We start from the raw sequence: 20,623 nt of genomic DNA on the forward strand, positions 1-20,623 counted from the left end.
ATAGGCCGCCGCCGTGGACCGGTCATGAACAAAAAGCGGCCGCGAAGGGGCCAGGACCCCATCGCGGCCTTGAGAGACCAGCGTAGCCAGCGGGTGTGGATAGGCTCACGCTGGAGAGATACGGATCAGTGCGTGCCGTTGCACTTCGCGAGGTCTTCCGCCGTCATCTCGCCCTCGGGCGTTGCGAAACGGGTAACCGCGCCAACCTTCTTCGCCACGCGGGCGCAGACGATCGCGGGACGCGAGGTGTTGCGCGGCGCGGTGCATTCGGCGCCGGTGCAAGACCACGGCGTCTCGCCATCGACGAAGCGCTTGGGCGAAGCGAGCGGCGCGGCCAGCGTGACCGAATAATAGCCGGTGGCGGCATGCGAAGGCGTGGCGGTCGCGCCGAAGGTGGCGACAGTGCCGGCGAGCGCCAGCAGGGCCGGGACGAGCTGGCGCAGGGCGCCATTGTGACGTGCAATCATGGTTCTTCCCCTTTCGATGCCGGAAATTCGCGATGGAACCCGTGGGCGGGGCCAAATCTTGGAGAGGATGCGATTTCCGTTGCGAATCACTACTTACCGTAATAGGTTTTAGGTTGCAACTAGAAACTTACATTCTCGTGCAGCATGGAGTAAGGCACTTGGCCATGGACAAGCTCAGAGAACCTCTTGCCGACATTGCCCAGTGCGGCCTTCCCGTGGCGCTCGAGGCCATGGGAGAGCGCTGGTCTTTCATGATCCTGCGCGCGGCGTTCAACGGAGTCCGTCATTTCGAGGATTTCCTCGACGTGCTCGGGATCGCCCGGAACATCCTCTCGAACCGATTGTCAAGGCTGGTCGAAGCCGGCGTGCTCAAGCGCGAGCATTGCGCCGACGATCGCCGGCGAATCGAATATCGCCTGACCGACAAGGGGCTGGACCTGCTGCCGGCCATGCTGGCGCTGCGCCAGTGGGGCGAAAAGTGGGGCGGTGGCCCCTCCGACCCGGTGCTGTGCGACGTGCGCGACGGCCTGCCGATCAAGACGATCTCGATCCGCGCGCAGGACGACCGGGTGGTGTTCGGCCAGGATCTGATCTGGCGCAACCAGGCCGATATCGACGCGGCCGAGACCCGCGCGAAGCTCCGCTCCGTTCCTTCCTGATCCTGCCGCGACATTAACCGCGACGACAAATGGGCAGGGCCGCCTGGACTGGCGACCCTGCCCTGTCGTGCGGACAGGCCCGGATCCATTGGGACTGGCGGGATATGGTCCGGACCGCCCGACGAACCTGATCGTTCAGCGCGCCATCACCGGCTGCTGGCGCACCATCGCATAACTGGCGCGGGCCGATTCGAGCGCATCGCGGAAGCAGCGCTGCTCGGCGGCGCGCATCGCCAGCGGGTGCGGACCGGTGGCAACGTCGCAGACCGCGCCCGCAGCCCGGCGAAGGCGCGCGTCGAACGCGGCCTGGCCCTTCGCGGTGCCGAGATCGAGATCGTTGTAGCTGACCGTCATGCTGCGGGTTTCGAACACGGTGCCCGGTTCGGCGACCGGCGCGGCCGAAGCGGCCAGCGCGGGCTGGGCCAGCAGGGCCGAAGCGGCCAGCGCGGCGGCGGTCAGGGCACGGGGGGCGAGCGGGCGGAAAGCGGCGGAAAGGGTCATGGCGGGCTCCTCTGGCAAGGTCGTTCGGATCGGGGGTCGGGACGGGACTTCAAGGTTGGTCTGCGGCGGCGGAGCGGGGTTCGGGGGGTTGCGACCGCCGCCGCATGACCATTTTCCTACGCGCCGATTTTCCGCAGCGCGCGGCGTGCTCGACCGGCCCGCCAGCCGTGCCGACCAAGGACGCGATGCACCGACGAACCGCTGCCCCTGATCGGCGAACGGCAGGAGCACGACGCGGATGACAGGAATCGCGGCGCGCCCTATCGTCGGAAGGCATGGCGATTCTCGTCACCTTCCTGCTGGGCATCACCAATTTCGGGCTGCACCGCGCGGTCATGGAAAGCGGCCATCCGCTGCTGGGCCAGATGCCGTGGTTCTACCACGCGATGAGCCGGCGCCTGTCGTTCGCCGTCGAGTTCCTGATGCTGCTGGGCGGGTTGCTGCTGGCCGCAGAGGGCATCGTCTGGGGTGCGATCGGCTATGCCATCTACACCGCACTCAACGGCGTTTCCGCCTGGCTGATCCTCACGCGGCGGGTCTGACCGGGAACCGGACCGCGGCCCCGCGGTTCTCGCGGCCATGAGCCATGCACCCCAGCCGTCCGCCGCCCCCCTCCTCTGGCTGGTCGTCAATGCGGCCAGCGGCAGCAATGACGACGCCTCTGTCGCACAGTTGATCGATGCCTTCGCCGCCGCCGGGCGCCCGGCAGAGCGCACCATCCGCTTTCCGGAGGACGACCTGCCCACCCGCGCCGCGCTCGATGAGGCGGGCGTCGGCACGCTCGCCGTTTTCACGGGCGATGGGACGGCCAATTCGCAGGTCCGCCACCTGATCGGCTGGGACGGCGAAGTGCTGGTCCTGCCCGGCGGCACGCAGAACCTGCTCGCCAAGGCGCTGCACGGCGAGGACTGCACCGCCGACGCGGTGGTCGCCGCCTTTGCCGAAGGGCGCCTCACCCGGCAGCAGCGCCCGGCGGTGGAAACATCGCAGGGACCGGCGCTGGTCGAAGTGCTGGCCGGACCGGGTGCGACCTGGGCAGACGTGCGCGAAGGCGTGCGCGATCTTGATATCGGCACCATCGCCTCCGCGCTGGGCGAAGCGGTGCGCACCACCGCTTCCGGTCCGACGGTGCGCGTGATCGACCCCGCCCTGGGCAAGCCCGAAGGCTACCGCGCACTGCGGATCGATGCGGGCACGGGCACGCTCACGCTCGATGGTTATGACGCGCAAGGGATCGGCGATGTGGCGGCGCAGGGCGTGGCCATGCTGGTGAAGCGCGATTTCCGTGCCGGCCCGCACGACAAGCTGGGCACCTGTGACCGGCTTACCTGCGCCAGCGATGCGCCCATCGCGCTGATGATCGACGGCGAGCGCCACGACGGAGACCTGCGCGAGACCTTTGCGTGCATCACGCTGCCAGTGCATTTCCTTGCCTCCGCAGCGCCCGGTGGTTGACCGCGGCCCGCCGCCGGGAGATGGCGCACGCATGACCCGCGTGTTCCATATCAGCGACATCCACTTCGGCCTGGAAGACCGCCGCGCGCTCGACTGGCTGGTCGACTGCGTGCGCAAGGAGCGCCCCGACGCAGTAGCCATCACGGGCGACCTGACGATGCGCGCGCGCCACCGCGAATTCGCCGCTGCCTGCCGCTGGATCCAGTCGCTCGACGTGCCGGTCACGGTGGAAGTGGGCAACCACGACCTGCCCTATTTCAATCTGGTTGAGCGTTTCGTCGATCCCTATCGCCGGTTTCGCTCGATCGAGGCGCTGGTGGAACGCGAGATTCCGCTGCCTGGCGCGGCGATCGTCCCGCTCAAGACCACGGCGCGCGCGCAGTGGCGGCTGAACTGGTCGAAAGGCACCGTCGGCCACGCTGCCCTGGCGCAGACGCTCAACATGATCGACACGCTGCCCGCCGGAACGCGCGCCGTCGTCGCCTGCCACCACCCGCTGGTCGAGGCCGGCACGCGCGGCAAGGCACTGACCCGGGGCGGCGACCACGCACTGGCCGAACTGGCGAAGCGCGGCGTGCTCGCGGTGCTTTCGGGCCATGTCCACGATCCGTTCGATCTGATCCACCCCACGCCCCATGGCCCGGTGCGGATGATCGGCGCGGGCACGCTGTCGCAGCGCATTCGCTCCACCCCGCCCAGCTTCAACGAACTGACGTTCGCCAGCGGCGACATCAAGGTGCGCGTGCGCAATCTGGAAATGATCCCCACCCGCGCGATGCAGATCGAGGACGTGCCCGAAAACGCCATGCCGCCGCGCAGCGAAGGCGAACCGGTCGCTCCCATCGGCGCGGTGCCACCGGTCGATCCGCCGGTCCACTGACGCGAAAATCAGAACAAGGGCTTTGCATTTCCCGATCGCGAACAGATCGAGCCCCGACGCGACACATTGTGATACATATTTGCAATAGCGAGACACAATTCATGAAGACTTGAGCGTCGCTCGCTTGCCGCGGCGCAAATCGGGCCTGTAGTTTCACATCATACCTGTTGCGCGGGGACTGGGCGCGATTGGTGTTGTGAAAACCACAGGGGGATTTTCCTGATGAACAGAATCGGCAGCACCTGGCTGGCGGGCGCAGCGCTCGCAGTCATCGGCACGGCTACGGCCTTTCCCGCGATGGCCCAGACCGCCCCGGCGGAAGGCGCAAGCGCGGACGCAGCCACCGAAATCCTCGTCACCGGCTCGCGCATTCGCCGCGATCCGCTCGACCAGGCAGCGCCGGTGGTCACGCTCGACAGCGAAAGCATCGCCAAGACCGGCCTGTCGTCGATCGCGGACGTGCTTCAGCGCCTGCCCAGCTCGGCCGGCGGCCTCAACAGCAAGTTCAACAATTCGGGCAACCTCGGCAATCCGCCGGACGGCGGCGGCGTCGGCGCGGGCTCGGCCACGATCGACCTGCGCTACCTTGGCGGCAAGCGCACGCTCGTGCTGGTGGACGGCGTGCGTTACGTGAACGGCGCCTCGGCGAGCGGCATCCCCGCCTCGGTCGATCTCAACTCGATCCCCGAAGGCATGATCGAACGCATTGAAGTGCTCCAGTCGGGCGCTTCTCCGCTTTATGGTTCGGACGCCATCGCCGGCGTCGTCAACATCATCACCAAGAGCAAGCAGAAGGGCTTCCGCGCCTCGGCGCAGTATGGCGGCTTCCTCGGCAAGGGCGATGGCGAGACGCAGAACTACCAGATGAGCTGGGGCACCGGGAAGGACGGCGTCTCGCTCGTCGTCGGCGGCAGCTACGTCAAGCAGGGCTCGGTCAGCGCCCGCGATCGTTCGATCTCGCAGTTCCCCAACCCCGGCCAGACCTCGTGCTCGGACCCGATCGGTGGTTGCTCCAGCGCCACCCCGCTCGGCCGGTTCATCGCTTTCGGCCAGAACATGACGCTGCGCGGCCCGGTCGTCGGCCGCAACGCGGTCTATGATCCCACGCTGGCGACGGGCGACTTCAAGGCCTTCACTTCGGCCGACCGCTTCAACTTCGCGCCCTACAACTACTTCCAGACGCCCAGCGAACGCTACGGCGGCTTCATCAACGCGCGTGCCGAATTCAGCGATGCGATCACCGCCAAACTGACCGCGGTCTACAACCACCGCCATTCCCAGAACCAGGCCGCGTTCCTGCCGCTGTTCGTCGGACCCGATGCGGGCAACGGCAACCTGCTCGACACCATCAAGATCGACGCGACCAACCCGTACAATCCGTTCGGCGTCACGCTCGATTCGAGCAACTATTCCTTCATCGCGCGCCGTCTGGTCGAGGCCGGCCAGCGCACCTACACGCAGGACGTCGATACGTTCGACGTCAAGGGCGGGTTCGAAGGCAAGTTCAGCCTGCTGGGCCGCAACTGGTTCTGGGACGTGACCGGCGTCTACGGCACCAACGACGCGCGCCAGCTGTTCACCGGCAACGTCAACGCGGCCAAGCTGGCCCAGGCGCTAGGCCCGATCTCGGCCTGCACCGGCGATTGCGTTCCGTTCAACATCTTCGGCGGCGTCGGTTCGGTGACCCCGGCGATGCTCTCGTTCGTCGGCTTCGACGAGCACGCCAAGAGCGGCCAGGCGCTGTATGACTTCCAGGCCAACCTTTCGGGCGAACTGTTCGACCTGCCCGGCGGCCCGGTGGGCATCGCCATCGGCGCCGAACACCGCAAGCAGGAGGGCTACTTCGATCCGGACCCGATCATCCAGGCGGGCCTTGGCGCCGACATTCCGGCGCAGGCGGCACGCGGCGGCTTCAAGGTCGACGAAGTCTACGGCGAACTGCGCCTGCCGCTGCTGAAGGACGTGCCGTTCTTCCACTATCTCGAACTGAGCGGCGCGGCGCGCTATTCGGACTATTCGACGTTCGGCGGCAACACCACGCTGACCGGGTCGGTGCAGTGGAAGCCGGTGGCAGACTTCATGCTGCGCGGCTCCTATGCCGAAAGCCTGCGCGCACCTTCGATCGGTGAGCTCTACGGGGCGCAGTCGCGCTTCGACCAGCCGCTGTCCGATCCGTGCACCAACGTCACCGGCTCGCTGTGGCAGACGTCCGCCACGGCAAAGGCCAACTGCATCGCCAATGGCGTGCCGGCGAACGGCAGCTACCAGGAACCGCAGGGCGGCCAGCTTCCGGTCCTCACCGGCGGCAACCCCAACCTCCAGCCGGAAACCGCGCGGACCATCCTGATCGGCGGCGTCTACAGCCCCGACTGGGCTGACCGGAAGATCAGCCTCGAGCTGAACTACTACGACATCAAGCTGGAAGGCGCGGTCGATTCGATCGGCGCTGACGTGCTGCTCAACCGCTGCGCGCTGGCGGGTGACGCGCTGAGCTGCAACGCGGTCAAGCGCACGCCCTCGGGCTTCATCTCGTCGATCAACGGGGTCTTGCTCAACACCGGCACGATCCGCACCCGCGGCCTGGACGCCACGCTCAACCTGCGCAGCGGCGAAACCGGCGCAGGCGCATTCAGCCTCGCGGTCTATGCCAACTTCCTGTTCAAGTATCAGGTAGGCGTGCCCTCCACCGACGGCGTGACCACGACCAACTACACCGGCACCGAGCGCGGCAGCCCGGACCAGGCCTATCCCCGCTTCAAGTCGACCGCCGTGCTCGACTGGACGATGGGCCCGGTGACCACCACGCTCACCGGACGCTACATCAGCGGCGTCAAGGAGATCCAGGACACGACCAAGAAGCTGGCCAGCCGCTTCTACACCGACGTTCAGGTGCAGTACCGCCCCAGCTTCCTCGACAGCCGCTTTGCGCTGACGCTGGGCGTGAACAACGTGTTCGACGTGAACCCGCCGGCCTGCTTCAGCTGCAGCCTGAACAACTACGACCCGACGACCTACGACGTCCCGGGCCAGTTCGGTTACCTGCGCCTGAGCTACAGCCTGTAACTGGCGGGCCGTTCCCTGCGGCCGCCTGAAAGGGGCGGGTCCTGCATCGGCAGGGCCCGCCCTTTTTCATGTCTGTCAGCCTGCCGCGAGCGCGAAACCAAGGCGGGGGACGTGGACGTTGATGGCGCCCAGATCCGGGTCCTCGCGCCGGATCACCAGCCGCAGCGCGGATGCGGCCACCAGCGTGCCTGCAATCGGATCACGGCCATAATCGGTAGCGGAAACGATCACCTTGTGCCCCACCAGCGCCAGGTCCCCGGCGCTAGCCGCCGCCTCGCCCGCCGGCACCGGCTGGTCCGAAGGCGATGCGGCGCGCGCCGCGTCCAGCGCTTCGGCGCGGCTCACCTCGCGCCGGGTGCCATGGCCCAATGCGACGACGCGGGCATACCAGTCCGCCAGTCCGGGCAGATCCTCGAACAGCGGCGCAGCGGGAGGATAGAACGAGCGCACGAACCACAAGTTGTAAAACGCGTTGGCGTCCGCCAGTCCCGGCGCCGCCCCGCCCAGGAAAGCCCGGCCATCGGCCAGCTGCTCGGTCACCAGCGCGGCGTGCGCGCGCAGCTGCGTGGCCATGTGCGGGAACGCCGCCTTCATCGCCGCGGTGTCGAACGGCGCGCCGCTCAACTTCTCGCGGTCCTTGATGAAATCCGCACCGATGGTGTCGCCCACGTGCGCGAAGATCACCGCCACCGAGGCCTGGAAGAACGCCCGGTCGGTCCATTCGGACATTGCCGCGGCCAGACCGCCGGTTCCGCTCGGATGAAGGCTGGGGGCGGGAAAGCGCGCTTCCAGCTCGCGCACGATCAGCACGCTGTCGCAGTAGACGTCGGCGCCGAGCTGCATCACCGGAATCTTGCGGTAGCCGCCCGTCAGCGGCAGCAGCTCGGGCTTGGGCATGATCACCGGCTGGTCCACCGCGCCCCAGGCCAACCCCTTGATGCCGAGGCAGATGCGGACTTTCTCCGAGAACGGCGAGCTGTCGTAGTGGTGCAAGAGGATCTGGGTCACGGCTCTCTCCCTTTTATCGTGCGCGATCCTATCGCTCGCGGCGTCCGCTTGGCAACCCGATTTAATCGTGCAATTAACCCGGCCTTTCCGGCCTTGGTGCCGACCGTCTGGGGGTCCGTTCTTGTCGCAGCCGATGTTTGAAACCGATGGGGATCTGTTCGTGCCCACCCGCGCAGGGCGCGGCTATTGGCAGGAAGGCACGCTCACCGGCGCGGCGGTGGCGGCGCTGACCGGCTTCGTGATCGAACGCGACTTCGGCGGGCCGGAACTGGTGCCCACGCGCTTTTGCGTGGACATGCTGCGGATGCCCCCCGCGATCCCGCTGCGCGTCACCACCGAGGCGATCCACGACGGCCGCCGGCTCAAGCTGATCGAGGCGCGCATCCATGCCGATGGCAAGCTGGTGACGCGCGCGACGTGCCAGTTCGTGCACCGCGCCCAGCAGCCCGAGAACCCCACGTGGCAGACGCCCGCATGGGACGCCCCGCATCCCGAGACGCTGCCGGCCATGACCCGTTTCAGCCGGTGGGACGCGCGGCCCATTCCCGCCGCCCATGCCCGCGTGGCGCGGATCGCGCCCCTGGGCGGCGAGGCGGCGCGCGGCAATCCGCCGGTGCTGGGCGATCTGGCCGAGCCCGAAACGCGGCAGATGTGGATGAAGGCGCTGGGCGAAATCGTGGCGGGCCACCCGCTGACGCCGTTCACCCAGATCGCCATGACCGGCGACTTTTCCAGCCCGCTGACCCACAGCAGCCGCTTCGGGATCGACTTCGTCAACACCGACTTCACGGTCTATCTGCACCGCCAGCCGCAGGGTGAATGGCTTGGCTACGAACTCACCGGGCACTTGTCCGAAGCCGGGGTGGCCGTGGGGGAATGCCGGCTGCACGACCTTTCCGGGCCGATCGGGACGATCAACGTTGCCGCCGCCGCCCAGGTGCGCAAGCGGCCCGCGTGATGCACGACCAGCGGCCCCTGTAAAGCGACCGGTGGGCGGCGGGCTTGCATTTTCCGGCATTTGGGTCCATATGGGGCGCAGACAACGTCGCCTGCGACGGAAAATCACGCGGCTGAACCCGATTCGCCGCATCCTTTTTCCATCCCAAGCCGCCCGCCCCTGCTGGATCAAACTGGCGGATGCGCGCATTTCTGCATATGCGGCTCCGCATATGCGGCGCTGTCAGACGCAATATCGTGAAGGGTACTCTCATGGCCAAGGAAGAACTGCTGACGCTGGATGGCGAGATCGACGAGATCCTGCCTGATGGTCGCTTCGGAGTCCGGCTTGAGAATGACCATCGGATCATCGCCTATACTGCGGGCAAGATGCGCAAGTTCCGCATCCGCTCGATCGTTGGCGACCGTGTCCGCGTGGAAATGACCCCTTACGACCTTACCAAGGGCCGTATCGTCTACCGTGAAAAGATCGGTGGCGGTGGTCCGGGGGCCGTGCGCAGGCGCTGAGCCCTTTTTTGAACACGGCGCATATCCGCGCCAGGAAACCTGATGTATTTGAACGAACACAAGTCGACTTCGATTTTCTCCGCCTGCCACCCCGCGCCGTTCCGGACCCGTCCGAACCGCGAATCTCCCGCTCCTTGCGCGCTTTCCCAAGAGGAACTGCGCCGCATCGTTCGCGACATGGTGGACTGATACAGGCGATCAACCCGGCCGGCATTCCCGGTTGGCAACACCGGCAGGGGCGTCCGAAAGGGCGCCCTTTCTTGTATGTGGGCAGGCCCGCGCGGCGCGACGCTTCCAACGCCCCTGGCCATCCTCTCGCGGGCAAGAGTCCTGCCGCGACGTTCTAGCCGATCCCCGCCACCGCAGGATTGATCGGCGGTGAAACTGGATGATCCCTGGCGAAGCGGCACCACACCTTGATGCCCCAACGAAAAAGGGCGCCCCGCAGGGCGCCCTTTTGCTTTTGCGTCGGGAGAAGCGCTTACTTCTTCGACTTGAGGTAGGCGATCACGTCCGCACGCTGCTTGGCATCGGGAAGACCCGCAAAGGTCATCTTGGTGCCGGGCGCGAACTTCGCGGGGCCGGTCAGCCAGGTGTCGAGCGTGGCGTCGTCCCAGGCGCCGCCCTTGCCCTTCAGCGCGTCGGAGAACGCGAAGCCGCCGCGGTCGCCCGCGACCTTTTCGCCTGCGATGCCGAACAGGTTCGGGCCGATGCCGTTGGCAGCGCCCTTGTCGATCGTGTGGCACGCCTTGCACTTGGCGAAGACCTTCTCGCCCGCAGCGGCGTCGCCGACAACGGCAACCGCAGCGCCAGCGGCCGGAGCGGCCCCGGCGGCCGGAACCGCTTCAGGCGCCGGCAGCGGCAGGTTGGCACCCTTCGAGTTCAGGTACAGGATAACGTCGGCGCGTTCCTGCGGGTTGGCAATGCCGGCGAACGACATCTTGGTGCCATCGGCGAACTTCTTGGGGTTCGTCAGCCACTCGTCGAGCGCAGCGAAGTCCCACTTGCCGCCCTTGGCCTTGAGCGAATCCGAGAACGCGAAGCCGGCCTTGCCCTGGGCAATGCCTTCACCCACGGTCGCCCAAAGGTTCGGGCCGATGCCATTGGCAGCGCCCTGATCAATGGTGTGGCACGCCTTGCACTTGGCAAAGATCGCCTCGCCCTTGGCAACGTCGCCAGTGGCGAGACGGTTGGCGATCGGCAGGACCGCCGCGGCGCCAGCGCCGCCTTCAGCCTCTACGCCTTCGATCGCATAGCCCATCGTTTCGGGACGTTCATGCTTGTCGGCAAGGAAGTAGTGCGCCGAAAGGCTCGAAAGCCCCAGCGCGACGATACCGCCGAACAGCGTCCAACCGGCGATGGTGTTGAAACGGTCGTCCATTCCGAGCCCCATGCTGCGCCCCGCCGGCACCCTGCCAGCCCCCGCGCCTTGTTTGGGGTCGCTCTAGTCAGCCCCCCGCAACTGCGCAAGAGCCATTGCAGCATCCTGTTCCTATGGCGGGGACAAAGCTGCTTGCCGCATACCGGCGCGCGGCCTAAGCGCGCTGCGCCATGCAGAGCTACCCCACGCCCGCCCTTCGCATCGTCGAATCGATGACCACGGCCGCCGCCGCCGATCCTGCGCGCGCGGTCGCGTTCCAGGGCGCGCCCGGCGCCAATTCCCATCGCGCCGCGCTGGAAGCCCTGCCCGACGGCTTGCCGCTGCCCTGCTTCTCGTTCGAGGACGCGCTCGACGCGGTGAAGGAAGGCCGCGCCGCACGGGCGATCATCCCCATCGAAAACTCACAGCACGGCCGGGTTGCCGACATCCACTTCCTGCTGCCCGAAAGCGGCCTGTCGATCGTGGGCGAGCATTTCATGGAAATCCACGCCTGCCTGATGGCGCTGGGCGACGGGCCGTTCGGCGCCGCCTACAGCCATCCGCAGGCGCTGGGCCAATCGCGATTCTACCTGCGCGAACGCGGGATCGTGCCGATGAGCTATGCCGACACCGCCGGCGCCGCAGCCTTTGTCGCCGAAATGGGCGATCCCGCGGTCTGCGCGCTGGCGCCGAAGATCGCGGCCGAACTCTATGGTCTGAAAGTCATCGCGGAAAACGTCGAGGACGCGCACGACAACACCACGCGCTTCGTCCTTTTGGCCAAGGATCCGCTCGATCCGGCGACGATCACCGGCCCGGCGATCACCACGTTCGTGTTCGAGGTACGCAATATCCCCGCCGCGCTCTACAAGGCGCTGGGCGGTTTCGCGACCAACGGCGTCAACATGACCAAGCTGGAAAGCTACCAGCGCGGCGCCAGCTTTGCCGCCACCGAATTCTTTGCCGACATCGTGGGCGCCCCGGGCGATCCGGCGGTGGACCGCGCGCTGGAGGAGCTGCGCTTCTTCGCCAAGCGGGTGCGGATGCTGGGCACTTACCCGCTGGAACGCCAGCGGGGCTGATTCGCGCGCCGCGGCGGCATCGCACGCTTGCCCCAGCCGCGGGCGCGTGCGACCAATCGCTGCGTGACGGGCACGACCCAGGCATTATCCGACGCCGAAGCAGGCGAGCGCGCGTGGCGCGCCGCGCGTGGCATGGCGGATATCCAGTATGCCCCCCTTTCCCCGCGCGAAACCGCACCACCCCACCTGCCCGAATGGCTGGCCGCGCTGTTCCGCTTCATCGACCGCTTGATCGAGCCGCTGGGCCGCTGGCTGGGCAAAGGCTGGGGCACGATCGAGACTTTGCTGCTGATCGGTGCGGTGATCGGCGCGGCATGGATCGCATGGCGCCTGATCTGGCCGATGTGGCAGGGTCGCCGGCGCAAGGCTGCAGGGGATGATGGCTGGGCGCCCGACCGGGCGGAAGCCGAGGTGCTGCTCGCCGATGCGGATCGCCTCGCCGGTGAAGGGCGCTTCGGCGAGGCGGCGCACCTGCTGCTGAGGCGCAGCGTGCAGCAGATTGCAGGCGCGCGGCCGGACTGGCTTTCCCCCGCAAGCACCGCACGCGAGATTGCCGCGTTGGAGCCGATGCCAGCCGCCGCGCGCGCCGCCTTTGCCGCGATGGCACGCGAGGTGGAGCGTGCGATCTATGCCCTGCGCGACCTTTCCGCCGAGGACTGGCAGCGCACGCGCCGCGCCTATGCCGAATTCGCGCTTGTCGATCTGGAGCGGGAGCGCCGGGCATGAACGCCCCGCCCTTTGCGCGCGGCACGGTGATCGGGATGCTGCTGGTGGGCAGCCTCGCCTTTCTGGCGCTGCTGTGGTCGCTGGGGCACGATGGGGGCAATGCCAACAACGGCGGCGGCCATGTGGGCGGGCGCGGGCTGAACGGCTTTGCCGCGCTGGCCGCGATGCTGGAGGCCGATGGCTACGAAGTGCGGCGCGCACGATCCATCAGCGCTGCGGACGGCCCCGGTCTGCTCGTGCTGACGCCGCCAGCCGATGCCAAGGGCAGCGATATCGCCGCGATCGTGCTGCGCCACCGCCATGTCGGCCCGACGCTGGTGGTGACGCCCAAATGGATCGCCGCGCCCATTGGGGGCGACAGCAGGGCGCAGCGCGGCTGGACCGCCATCGTCGGCGCCCAGCCGCCCCAATGGCCCGGTTTTGCCGATGACGTTTCCGTCTCGCTCGCCCCCGCACGCGGCTGGCGGAGCGGCGCGCGCGGGGGCGCACTACCCATGTCCAAGACGGTGCTTTCGGGCAGCGGCCCCGCGCTCGTGCCGCTGGTCCGGGCCAGCGACGGCCGGGTTCTGGCGGCTTTCGTCGGCGATGCGGGGCACTATTCCTCGCTGGAACGGCTCGCCGGGATCGCGCGGCCGCTCGGCGGCGACGATACCTCGCTCTATCCGCTGGTCTTCGTGTTCGAGCCGGACCTGCTCGACAACTGGGGCATGGCCGACCGCGCCACGGGCCTTGCCGCGCACGATCTGATCGCGGCGGCGGCGGAAACGCGCACCCAACCGGTCACGTTCGACCTGACGCTGAACGGGCTGGGCGGCGCGCGCAACCTGCTGACGCTGGCGTTCGAGCCGCCATTCCTAGCGGCGACGATCTGCCTGGTGCTGGCAATGGCGGCGGCGGCCTGGCGCGGGATGATGCGCTTCGGCCCGCCGCGTGTCCCGCCCCCTGCACTGGCCCACGGCAAGACCGCGCTGGTCGCCAATGCCGCCGGGCTGATTCGCCGCTCGGGCCGATTGCACCTTGTCGCAGCGCCTTATGCCAATGCCGTGCGCGAACGGCTGGTGGCTGCGCTGGGGCTGCCGAAAGGGCGGGCGTCCGCGGCAACGGATGCCGCCATCGACCGTGTGCAGCAGAGTCGCGGATCAAGCGCCGCGCCGTTCTCCAGCGCCGCCGCCCGCCTTTCGGGCGCGCACAAATCCCATGATGTCGCGCGGTTCGCGGCCGAACTCCATGCCATCGAAAAGGACCTGACCCGATGACTCTCGACGAGGTGCGCGCACTGGCGCAGGCGATCCGGGGCGAGGTGGCCAAGTCCGTGGTGGGCCAGCACGAGGTGATCGACCATCTGCTCATCGCGCTGCTGGCGGGCGGCCACGTGCTGCTCGAAGGGCCACCGGGCACGGCCAAGACGTTCCTCGCGCGCAGCTTCGCCGCCGCGCTGGGCCTCGATTTCGGACGCATCCAGTTCACGCCGGACCTGATGCCGGGCGACATCCTGGGATCGAACCTGTTCAATTTCCAGACCAGCCAGTTCACCCTGACGCGCGGGCCGATTTTCCACGAACTCCTGCTTGCGGACGAGATCAACCGCACCCCGCCCAAGACGCAGGCCGCGCTGCTGGAAGCGATGCAGGAGCGCCGCGTGACTCTGGACGGCGAGGCCCATCGGCTGTCCGACCGCTTCATGGTGATCGCCACGCAGAACCCGATCGAGAACCAGGGCGTCTATCCCCTGCCCGAAGCGCAGCTCGACCGGTTCCTGTTCAAGCTGCTGGTGGCCTATCCCAGCGCCGAGGAAGAGGCGCGGATCGTGACTCGCTACGGCGAAGGGCGCGGCGCACCGCAGCCAGAGGAACTGGGCGTTTCGGCCGTGGCCGATGCCGCGATGCTGGCCGAGGCCGGACGGGCGCTGGCCTCGGTCGCGCTGGCGGAGAGCGTCGTCGACTATGTGGTACGGCTGGTGCGCGCATCGCGCGACAGCGCCGATCTGGTCGCCGGGGCCAGCCCGCGCGCCGCCGTGCTTCTGGCAGGCGCGGCGCGAGCGCGCGCGGCGCTGGACGGGCGCGACTATGTGATCCCCGATGACGTGAAGGCGCTGGCCACGGCCGTGCTGCGTCACCGCATGGTGCTGAGCCCGGCGGCGGAGATCGAGGGCCGACAGGCAGAAACGATCGTGGCCGACCTGATCGAGCGGACCGAAAGCCCGCGGTGAGGCTGCGCCCGCCGACCTTTCACCCCACCGCGCGCGCGGTGCTGCTGCTGGTAGCGGCGGCGCCGCTCGCGCTGGTGCTGGCCGCCATAGCGCCGGCGGCGTGGATCGCCGCGCCCGCATTGGCGGGTGCGCTGTTCATGCTGGTGCTGCTCGATGCCATGTTCGCGGGGCAATGCGGCGACCTGCGCGCGCTGGTGCCGCCCGATGCCGAAGTGGGCCATCCGCTGCGAATCGTGGTGCTGGCCGATCTGGTGCGCGCATCGCCTGTCGCGCGCCCGCAAGCCGCGCTGGCGGTGGACCCACGGCTGGCCGAGGGCGGGCGATTGGTGCTGCCGCTCACCCGCGCCGATGGCGTGTGGCAGGGCGTGGCCGAAATCGCGCCCCGACGGCGCGGCACGGGCGCGGCATCCGGGCTGTGGCTGCGCTGGCAGGGTCCGCTGGGGCTGGCGCAGCGGATCGTGTTCCGCCCGCTGGACGATGCGGTGCGCGTGCGGCCCGATCTCAGCCCCGTGCGCAGCCCCGCGCTGCAATTGTTCCTGCGCGATGCCCAGTTCGGTTTCGTTGCGCGGCGCATCCGCGGCGAAGGCACCGAATTCGAATCGCTGGCCGACTACGAGCCGGGCATGGACCGCCGCCGAATCGACTGGAGAAGCTCCGCCCGCCACGCCCGGCTCAACGCGCGGGAGTACGAGACGGAGCGCAACAACCAGATCGTGTTCGCGTTCGATTGCGGGCAGGCGATGTGCGAGCCGGTGGCCGGCCTCGCCCGGATCGATCGCGCCATAACCGCCGCGCTGACCACGGCGTGGGTCGCACTGAAGGCGCAGGACCGCGTAGCGCTGTTCGGCTTTGCCGCGCGGCCGCTGGTGTTCACGCCGTTCGTGGCCGCGCCGCGCGATTTCCCGCGTTTGCAGGAAGCGGCAGCGGCGCTGGACTATCACGCCGAGGAACCGAATTTCACGCTGGCGCTGGCAACGCTGGCCACGCGGCTGCAGCGCCGGTCGCTGGTGGTGATCTTTTCGGACTTCACCGATCCGACCAGCGCGGAACTGATGATCGAGAACGTGGCGCGGCTGGTGGACAGGCACGTCGTGCTATTCGTGGTGATGGCCGACGCCGAGCTGGACGACATCGCGCAAGGCCCGGTTTCGGACGTGGACAGCGTGGCCCGCGCGGTGACCGCACGCGGCCTGCTCCACCAACGCCAGATCGTGCTCCAACGCCTGCGCCAGTTGGGCGTGCGGGTGGTCGAGGCGCCGCATGACGCTATCGGGACGCGGCTGATCGACGCCTATCTTGCCACCAAGCGCAGGGGTGCAATCGGATGAAGCCGCTGGCGGACAGGGTGGCGGGCTGGCTGGGCCACGATGCGGAGCAGGCGGTGGCTGCCGCCGAGGAAGCGGCGCTGCGCTCCGATCGTTTCCGGCTGGAACGCGAGGGCGACTGGAAGCGGCTGGAAGGCATCGTCGCGCGAATCGAGCGCGGGCGGCTGAAGTCGGTGCCGGATGAAGACCTGCTGGCGCTGCCGGTGCTCTACCGCACCGCTGCCTCCAGCCTGTCGATCGCGCGCGAAACTTCGCTCGACGAGGCGCTGGTGGCCTACCTCGAAGTGCTGACGCAGCGCGCGTGGTTCGTCGTGCACGGCCCGCGCGCAGGACTGGGCGGATGGCTGCGGCAGTTCCTGGGCGGCGGCTGGAGCGCGGCGGTACGCGCGCTGGGGCCGGACATCCTGATCGCGCTGGCGGCGATGGTGGTGGGCACGCTGGTCGGCTGGCTGCTGGTGTCGTCGGATCCCGACTGGTTCTACGCGCTGGTGCCGGGCGGCGACGAGCGCGTACCGGGCGCCAGCGGCGCGGTGCTGGAGCGCACCCTGTTCGGCAATGCCGACCAACCCGCACTGTCGGTGTTCGCCGCCGCGCTGTTCAGCAACAACGCGCAAGTCTCGCTGATGGCCTTCGCGCTGGGTTTTGCCTTCGGCGTGCCGTCGATCCTGCTGCTGGTCCACAACACCGGGATGCTGGGCGCGCTGCTGTGGCTCTATCACGGGCAAGGGCTGACGCTGGAGCTGGTCGGGTGGCTTTCGGTGCACGGCACGACCGAGCTGTTCGCGATCCTGCTGGCAGGCGCGGCGGGCATCCACATCGGCCGCTGCATGGCCTTTCCCGGCGACGCGGCCGTGCTTGATGCCGCCGCTGCGGCCGGGCGCCGCGCGGCGCTGGTGATGACAGGCGTGGTGCTGATGCTGATCGTTGCCGCGCTGCTCGAAGCCTTCGCGCGCCAGTTGCTGGACGCCACCGCGCCCCGGCTGGTGGTGGGCGCCTTCATGCTGGTGTTCTGGACCGGCTACCTGTTCGTCTGGCGGCGCGGGCGCGCGGCATGACCGCGCGCGTGGTGCTCGAGGCCGAACGCCGCCGCCGCTGGCTGACCACGCCCGAAGGGGTCGCGCTGCCCTTCACGCTGGCCACGCGCGGTAGCCGGGCGGGAGCACTGCTGATCGACCTGTTCCTGATCGGTACGGGAATGGTCCTCACCACGCTGGCGCTGCTGTGGCTGGCGCAGCGCATCGGCCTGAACCTGACGAACAAGGGCCCAGCGGGCCATGCTGTGCAGGCGCTGGCCATCGCATGGTTCACCGCCATGTTCCTGCTGCGCAACGCGTGGTTTCTCGCCTTCGAGCTGGGTCCGCGCGGCGCCACGCCAGGCAAGCGCGTGACCGGCATCCGCATCGCCGCGCGCGGCGGCGGCCCGCTCACCACCGAGGCGGTAATCGCGCGCAACCTGATGCGTGACATCGAACTGTTCATGCCGCTGGTGTTCATCGGCAGCGCGCTGTCCACCGGCAGCGACACCGGACCGGCCGCCTGGGCCGGGCTGGGGTGGTTCGCGGTGTTCATCGCCTTCCCCTTCCTCAACCGCGACGGCCTGCGCTGCGGCGACGTGATCGCGGGAACCTGGGTGATCGAGGCGCCCAAGCGCCGGCTGGAGCAGGCGCTGTCGCTGGGCGAAGGCGGCGCGGGCCGCAGCGCGGCGACGGGCGCGCAATACCGCTTCTCCGATGCAGACCTGGCGGTCTACGGCGAATACGAACTGAAGGCACTGGAACGCGTGCTGCGCGACAACCGGCCGGAAACGCTGGTCGAAGTGGCGCAGACGATCTGCGGCAAGATCGGCTGGAGCGCGGGCACCGGCGACGAACGCGCGTTCCTCGATGCCTATTACACGCAGCTGCGTGCCCGGCTGGAACGGGGAATGCGCTTCGGCCGACGCAAGGCTGACAAGCACGCCTGAATGCGGCGGGGGACACGCAGGGGCGCGTGGCCCCTGCGCGAAACGGCGTGGGTTACTTCGACCAGACCCAGTGGCGTAGCAGCATGCTGCCGATCACCTTGCGATACTTGGCGCGTTCGGCCGAACCGGCTTCCTGCTTTTGCATCGAGGTTTGCATATAGGACATATAGGCATCGTCACGGCGCTTGCGCTCGGCCGCATCGGGCACCGACGGGAAGCGGACCAGCAGGTAGAAGTCCGGTTCACCAACGCGGGGGTTTTCGTTGCTGAGAATCTCGTAACCCGAGATCCAGCCCTGCTTGAGCGCGTATTCCTGGTTCTTGCGCCACTGGTCACCCAGGAACGTGGCATAGTCTCCGAAGTGGCCGTCATCGACCTTGATCATGCCGACCTCGACCAGTTCGGCCTCCTTGATCGGCAATTCCTGCGCATGGGCGGCAATGGGAGCGGCCATGGGGGCTATCAGCGCGAGCGAAAGCGCGGCTGCCGCCGCGAAACGGAGGGTTTTCATGATGTGACGTCTCCCGAAGGGGGCGAAGTTCCCTCGCCCCATTGTGTGCTTCGGTGACGGTCAACCCGTTCTTGGCTCGGCGCCTAAGCGGGGCGGAAGCTGTGCCCAAAGCCTGATCCGGTCAATGGACGCCGAAGATCGCGACTTCGGATACCCCGGAATAGTCAGCCCGGCCCCGGAACATCCCCGGCGTGGTGAACGCGATGGCGGTGTCCCCCGCCGGAGTCGCGACGATCACGCCGCCCACGCCGCCCATCGCTCCCACTTCGGCCAGCACCGCATCGGCGGCGGCCTGCGCGCTTTCGCCCGCGAGCCGGATGCGGGCGCAGATTTCGTGCGCAACGCCGGCGCGGATGAACTGTTCTCCCGATCCGGTGCAACTGACCGCTCCGGCGCGGTCATCGGCATAAGTGCCCGCACCGATCAGCGGCGAATCGCCGATGCGACCCCAGCGCTTGCCCGTAAGACCGCCGGTGGAGGTGGCGGCGGCGACATGGCCCTCTCCATCGACCGCCACCGCGCCCACCGTGCCGTACTTGAGATCGGCGTCGAACCAGCCGAGCGACTTCGACTTCATCTCTTCCAGCTGGCGCCAGCGTTCGGGGGTGGCGAACCAGTCGGGGTCGACCTGCTCGACGCCGTGGTCGCGCGCGAAGTCCTCTGCCCCGGCGCCCGAAAGGAACACATGCGGTCCGTGTTCCATGACAGCGCGGGCAAGCCGCACAGGGTTTTTGGTGTGGGTGATCCCGGCGACGGCACCGGCCGCGCGCGTGGCGCCGTCCATCACCGCCGCGTCGAGTTCGTTGGTGCCATGGTAGGTGAACACCGCGCCGCGCCCGGCGTTGAAATGGGGGTCGTCCTCCAGCGCGGCGACGGCGGCTGTCACCGCATCGAGCGCGGAGCCTCCACCGCGCAGCACCGCAGCCCCAGCCTCCAGCGCGGCGGCAAGCGCGGCTTCATGTTCGGCGGTGGCCGCCGCGTCCATCGTGTCGCGGGTCATCGATCCGGCACCGCCATGAATGGCGATGCTCCAGCGGGAGGGGCTTGTCTTGCTCATGGCGGAGGCGATAGCAGATGAAACCGGTTTGGTCAGTGGAGGAACGCGTGAAGGGCTTGCGGATCATCGAGGACGACCTCTCGGGCGAGGATATCCAAGCGCTCGTGGCGTTCCACCTTGCCGCGATGCAGGTCCACTCGCCCGCCTGCAAAGTCCATGCGATGCCCGTGGCGCGGCTCCGGCAGGCCGACGTGACATTCTGGTCGGCGTGGGTGGGCGATGCCATCGCTGGCATGGGCGCGATGAAGCATCTGGGTGACGGGCACGGCGAGCTGAAATCGATGCGCGTCGCGCCCGAATGGCTGGGCCAGGGGGTGGGCCAGGCGATGCTGCTGCACCTGCTGGACGTGGCGCGGGCGCGAGGATACGCGCGGGTCAGCCTGGAGACGGGCCGGACCGATGCCTTCGCGCCGGCGGTGGCGCTTTATCGCAAGCATGGATTCACGGCGTGCCCGGCCTTTGGCGACTACGTGGTCGACCGGTTCAGCCAATGCATGACTCTGGCGCTCACGTGACGCGCGCCATCTTCTGACGTTGCTCCGAGCCGGCATTTGCCGCCAGCGCCCTGCCGCCAGCGCCCTCTGGCCAAGGTCCGCTCCGCCTCGCTGAACGACGCATGCCCGGAAACGAAAAAGGCCCCGCAGCAATGCGGGGCCTTTTCCTTTGTCAGGCTTGTCCGTTCAACGGATCAGAGCTTGCCGGTCAGTTCCGGAACGATGGAGAACAGATCGCCGACCAGGCCGATGTCGGCGACCTGGAAGATCGGGGCGTCCTCGTCCTTGTTGATGGCGATGATGGTCTTGGAGTCCTTCATGCCGGCGAGGTGCTGGATCGCGCCCGAGATGCCGACCGCGACATAGACTTCCGGTGCCACGATCTTGCCGGTCTGGCCG

Annotated in this window: 22 protein-coding genes and 1 pseudogene; 15 read left to right on the forward strand and 8 right to left on the reverse strand. The window is 68.2% G+C overall.

What is annotated here, in order from left to right:
* Window positions 1-125: 125 nt before the first annotated feature.
* Complete coding sequence (locus tag OLX02_RS10845) at window positions 126-467, reverse strand: CC_3452 family protein (protein WP_264422709.1); 342 nt, start codon at window positions 465-467, stop codon at window positions 126-128.
* A 164-nt stretch (window positions 468-631) separates the two neighbouring features.
* Here OLX02_RS10845 and OLX02_RS10850 point away from each other — a divergent pair, with 164 nt between their 5' ends.
* Window positions 632-1,126: a winged helix-turn-helix transcriptional regulator gene (locus OLX02_RS10850; RefSeq protein WP_264422710.1), complete on the forward strand. Its 495-nt coding sequence runs from the start codon at window positions 632-634 to the stop codon at window positions 1,124-1,126.
* A 135-nt stretch (window positions 1,127-1,261) separates the two neighbouring features.
* Here the strand turns inward: OLX02_RS10850 and OLX02_RS10855 are convergent, their stop codons facing one another.
* Window positions 1,262-1,627 (reverse strand): UrcA family protein, encoded by a 366-nt coding sequence (locus OLX02_RS10855; RefSeq protein WP_264422711.1) that lies wholly within the window; start codon window positions 1,625-1,627, stop codon window positions 1,262-1,264.
* A 275-nt stretch (window positions 1,628-1,902) separates the two neighbouring features.
* Here OLX02_RS10855 and OLX02_RS10860 point away from each other — a divergent pair, with 275 nt between their 5' ends.
* From OLX02_RS10860 to OLX02_RS10875, 4 genes are all read left to right on the forward strand, one after another.
* Window positions 1,903-2,169, forward strand: a complete 267-nt coding sequence (locus OLX02_RS10860; RefSeq protein WP_264422712.1) for a hypothetical protein — start codon at window positions 1,903-1,905, stop codon at window positions 2,167-2,169.
* 37 nt (window positions 2,170-2,206) lie between these two features.
* The gene (locus OLX02_RS10865; protein ID WP_264422713.1) at window positions 2,207-3,082 is read left to right on the forward strand and encodes a diacylglycerol kinase family protein; all 876 of its coding nucleotides are present in this window, start codon (window positions 2,207-2,209) and stop codon (window positions 3,080-3,082) included.
* A 31-nt stretch (window positions 3,083-3,113) separates the two neighbouring features.
* Window positions 3,114-3,962: a metallophosphoesterase family protein gene (locus OLX02_RS10870; RefSeq protein WP_264422714.1), complete on the forward strand. Its 849-nt coding sequence runs from the start codon at window positions 3,114-3,116 to the stop codon at window positions 3,960-3,962.
* 222 nt (window positions 3,963-4,184) lie between these two features.
* A complete protein-coding gene (locus OLX02_RS10875) occupies window positions 4,185-7,025 on the forward strand; it encodes a TonB-dependent receptor domain-containing protein (protein WP_264422715.1) in 2,841 nt (946 codons plus the stop codon).
* A gap of 75 nt (window positions 7,026-7,100) precedes the next feature.
* On the opposite strand, the gene OLX02_RS10880 is transcribed toward OLX02_RS10875, so the two are convergent.
* Window positions 7,101-8,033, reverse strand: a complete 933-nt coding sequence (locus OLX02_RS10880) for a glutathione S-transferase family protein (protein ID WP_264422717.1) — start codon at window positions 8,031-8,033, stop codon at window positions 7,101-7,103.
* Window positions 8,034-8,154: 121 nt separating this feature from the next.
* Between OLX02_RS10880 and OLX02_RS10885 the strand changes: the two genes are divergently transcribed.
* Window positions 8,155-8,991 carry a thioesterase family protein gene (locus OLX02_RS10885; RefSeq protein ID WP_264422719.1) on the forward strand — a complete coding sequence of 279 codons (837 nt, stop codon included), beginning with the start codon at window positions 8,155-8,157 and terminating at the stop codon, window positions 8,989-8,991.
* Window positions 8,992-9,242: 251 nt separating this feature from the next.
* A complete protein-coding gene (gene infA, locus OLX02_RS10890) occupies window positions 9,243-9,497 on the forward strand; it encodes a translation initiation factor IF-1 (protein WP_264422721.1) in 255 nt (84 codons plus the stop codon).
* Between the two features lie 481 nt (window positions 9,498-9,978).
* Here the strand turns inward: infA and OLX02_RS20195 are convergent, their stop codons facing one another.
* Both OLX02_RS20195 and OLX02_RS10895 read right to left on the reverse strand, forming a co-directional pair.
* Entirely contained in the window at window positions 9,979-10,233 is a 255-nt protein-coding gene (locus tag OLX02_RS20195; RefSeq protein ID WP_413630190.1) for a c-type cytochrome, read from the reverse strand.
* Window positions 10,234-10,272: 39 nt separating this feature from the next.
* A pseudogene (locus OLX02_RS10895) lies at window positions 10,273-10,878 on the reverse strand (c-type cytochrome); the annotation flags it as partial.
* Window positions 10,879-11,048: 170 nt separating this feature from the next.
* Between OLX02_RS10895 and OLX02_RS10900 the strand changes: the two are divergent.
* The 7 genes from OLX02_RS10900 to OLX02_RS10930 all read left to right on the forward strand — a co-directional run bounded on the left by OLX02_RS10900 (window position 11,049) and on the right by OLX02_RS10930 (window position 18,162).
* Window positions 11,049-11,939 (forward strand): prephenate dehydratase, encoded by an 891-nt coding sequence (locus OLX02_RS10900; protein WP_264422725.1) that lies wholly within the window; start codon window positions 11,049-11,051, stop codon window positions 11,937-11,939.
* 63 nt (window positions 11,940-12,002) lie between these two features.
* Entirely contained in the window at window positions 12,003-12,665 is a 663-nt protein-coding gene (locus OLX02_RS10905) for a hypothetical protein (RefSeq protein ID WP_264422726.1), read from the forward strand.
* A complete protein-coding gene (locus OLX02_RS10910; RefSeq protein WP_264422727.1) occupies window positions 12,662-13,921 on the forward strand; it encodes a DUF4350 domain-containing protein in 1,260 nt (419 codons plus the stop codon). Before OLX02_RS10905 ends, OLX02_RS10910 begins: the two co-directional genes overlap by 4 nt.
* The gene (locus OLX02_RS10915) at window positions 13,918-14,874 is read left to right on the forward strand and encodes an AAA family ATPase (RefSeq protein ID WP_264422729.1); all 957 of its coding nucleotides are present in this window, start codon (window positions 13,918-13,920) and stop codon (window positions 14,872-14,874) included. Before OLX02_RS10910 ends, OLX02_RS10915 begins: the two co-directional genes overlap by 4 nt.
* On the forward strand, window positions 14,871-16,202 hold the full coding sequence (locus OLX02_RS10920) for a DUF58 domain-containing protein (RefSeq protein WP_413630182.1): 1,332 nt from the start codon (window positions 14,871-14,873) through the stop codon (window positions 16,200-16,202). The genes OLX02_RS10915 and OLX02_RS10920 overlap by 4 nt, the downstream gene beginning before the upstream one ends.
* Window positions 16,199-17,254 carry a stage II sporulation protein M gene (locus OLX02_RS10925; protein WP_264422731.1) on the forward strand — a complete coding sequence of 352 codons (1,056 nt, stop codon included), beginning with the start codon at window positions 16,199-16,201 and terminating at the stop codon, window positions 17,252-17,254. Before OLX02_RS10920 ends, OLX02_RS10925 begins: the two co-directional genes overlap by 4 nt.
* Complete coding sequence (locus OLX02_RS10930; protein ID WP_264422733.1) at window positions 17,251-18,162, forward strand: RDD family protein; 912 nt, start codon at window positions 17,251-17,253, stop codon at window positions 18,160-18,162. The genes OLX02_RS10925 and OLX02_RS10930 overlap by 4 nt, the downstream gene beginning before the upstream one ends.
* 52 nt (window positions 18,163-18,214) lie before the next feature.
* On the opposite strand, the gene OLX02_RS10935 is transcribed toward OLX02_RS10930, so the two are convergent.
* On the reverse strand, window positions 18,215-18,673 hold the full coding sequence (locus OLX02_RS10935) for a hypothetical protein (protein ID WP_264422735.1): 459 nt from the start codon (window positions 18,671-18,673) through the stop codon (window positions 18,215-18,217).
* A gap of 121 nt (window positions 18,674-18,794) precedes the next feature.
* Window positions 18,795-19,730, reverse strand: coding sequence for an isoaspartyl peptidase/L-asparaginase family protein (locus OLX02_RS10940; RefSeq protein WP_264422737.1), 936 nt, complete (start codon window positions 19,728-19,730; stop codon window positions 18,795-18,797).
* A 17-nt stretch (window positions 19,731-19,747) separates the two neighbouring features.
* On the opposite strand from OLX02_RS10940, the gene OLX02_RS10945 reads away from it, so the two are divergent.
* On the forward strand, window positions 19,748-20,245 hold the full coding sequence (locus OLX02_RS10945; protein WP_264422739.1) for a GNAT family N-acetyltransferase: 498 nt from the start codon (window positions 19,748-19,750) through the stop codon (window positions 20,243-20,245).
* 173 nt (window positions 20,246-20,418) lie between these two features.
* Here the strand turns inward: OLX02_RS10945 and OLX02_RS10950 are convergent.
* Window positions 20,419-20,623: electron transfer flavoprotein subunit alpha/FixB family protein (locus OLX02_RS10950; protein WP_264422741.1), on the reverse strand; the 205-nt coding region annotated here is incomplete at its 5' end.

The sequence above is a fragment of the Novosphingobium sp. KCTC 2891 genome, from assembly GCF_025938155.1.
GTDB lineage: Bacteria > Pseudomonadota > Alphaproteobacteria > Sphingomonadales > Sphingomonadaceae > Novosphingobium.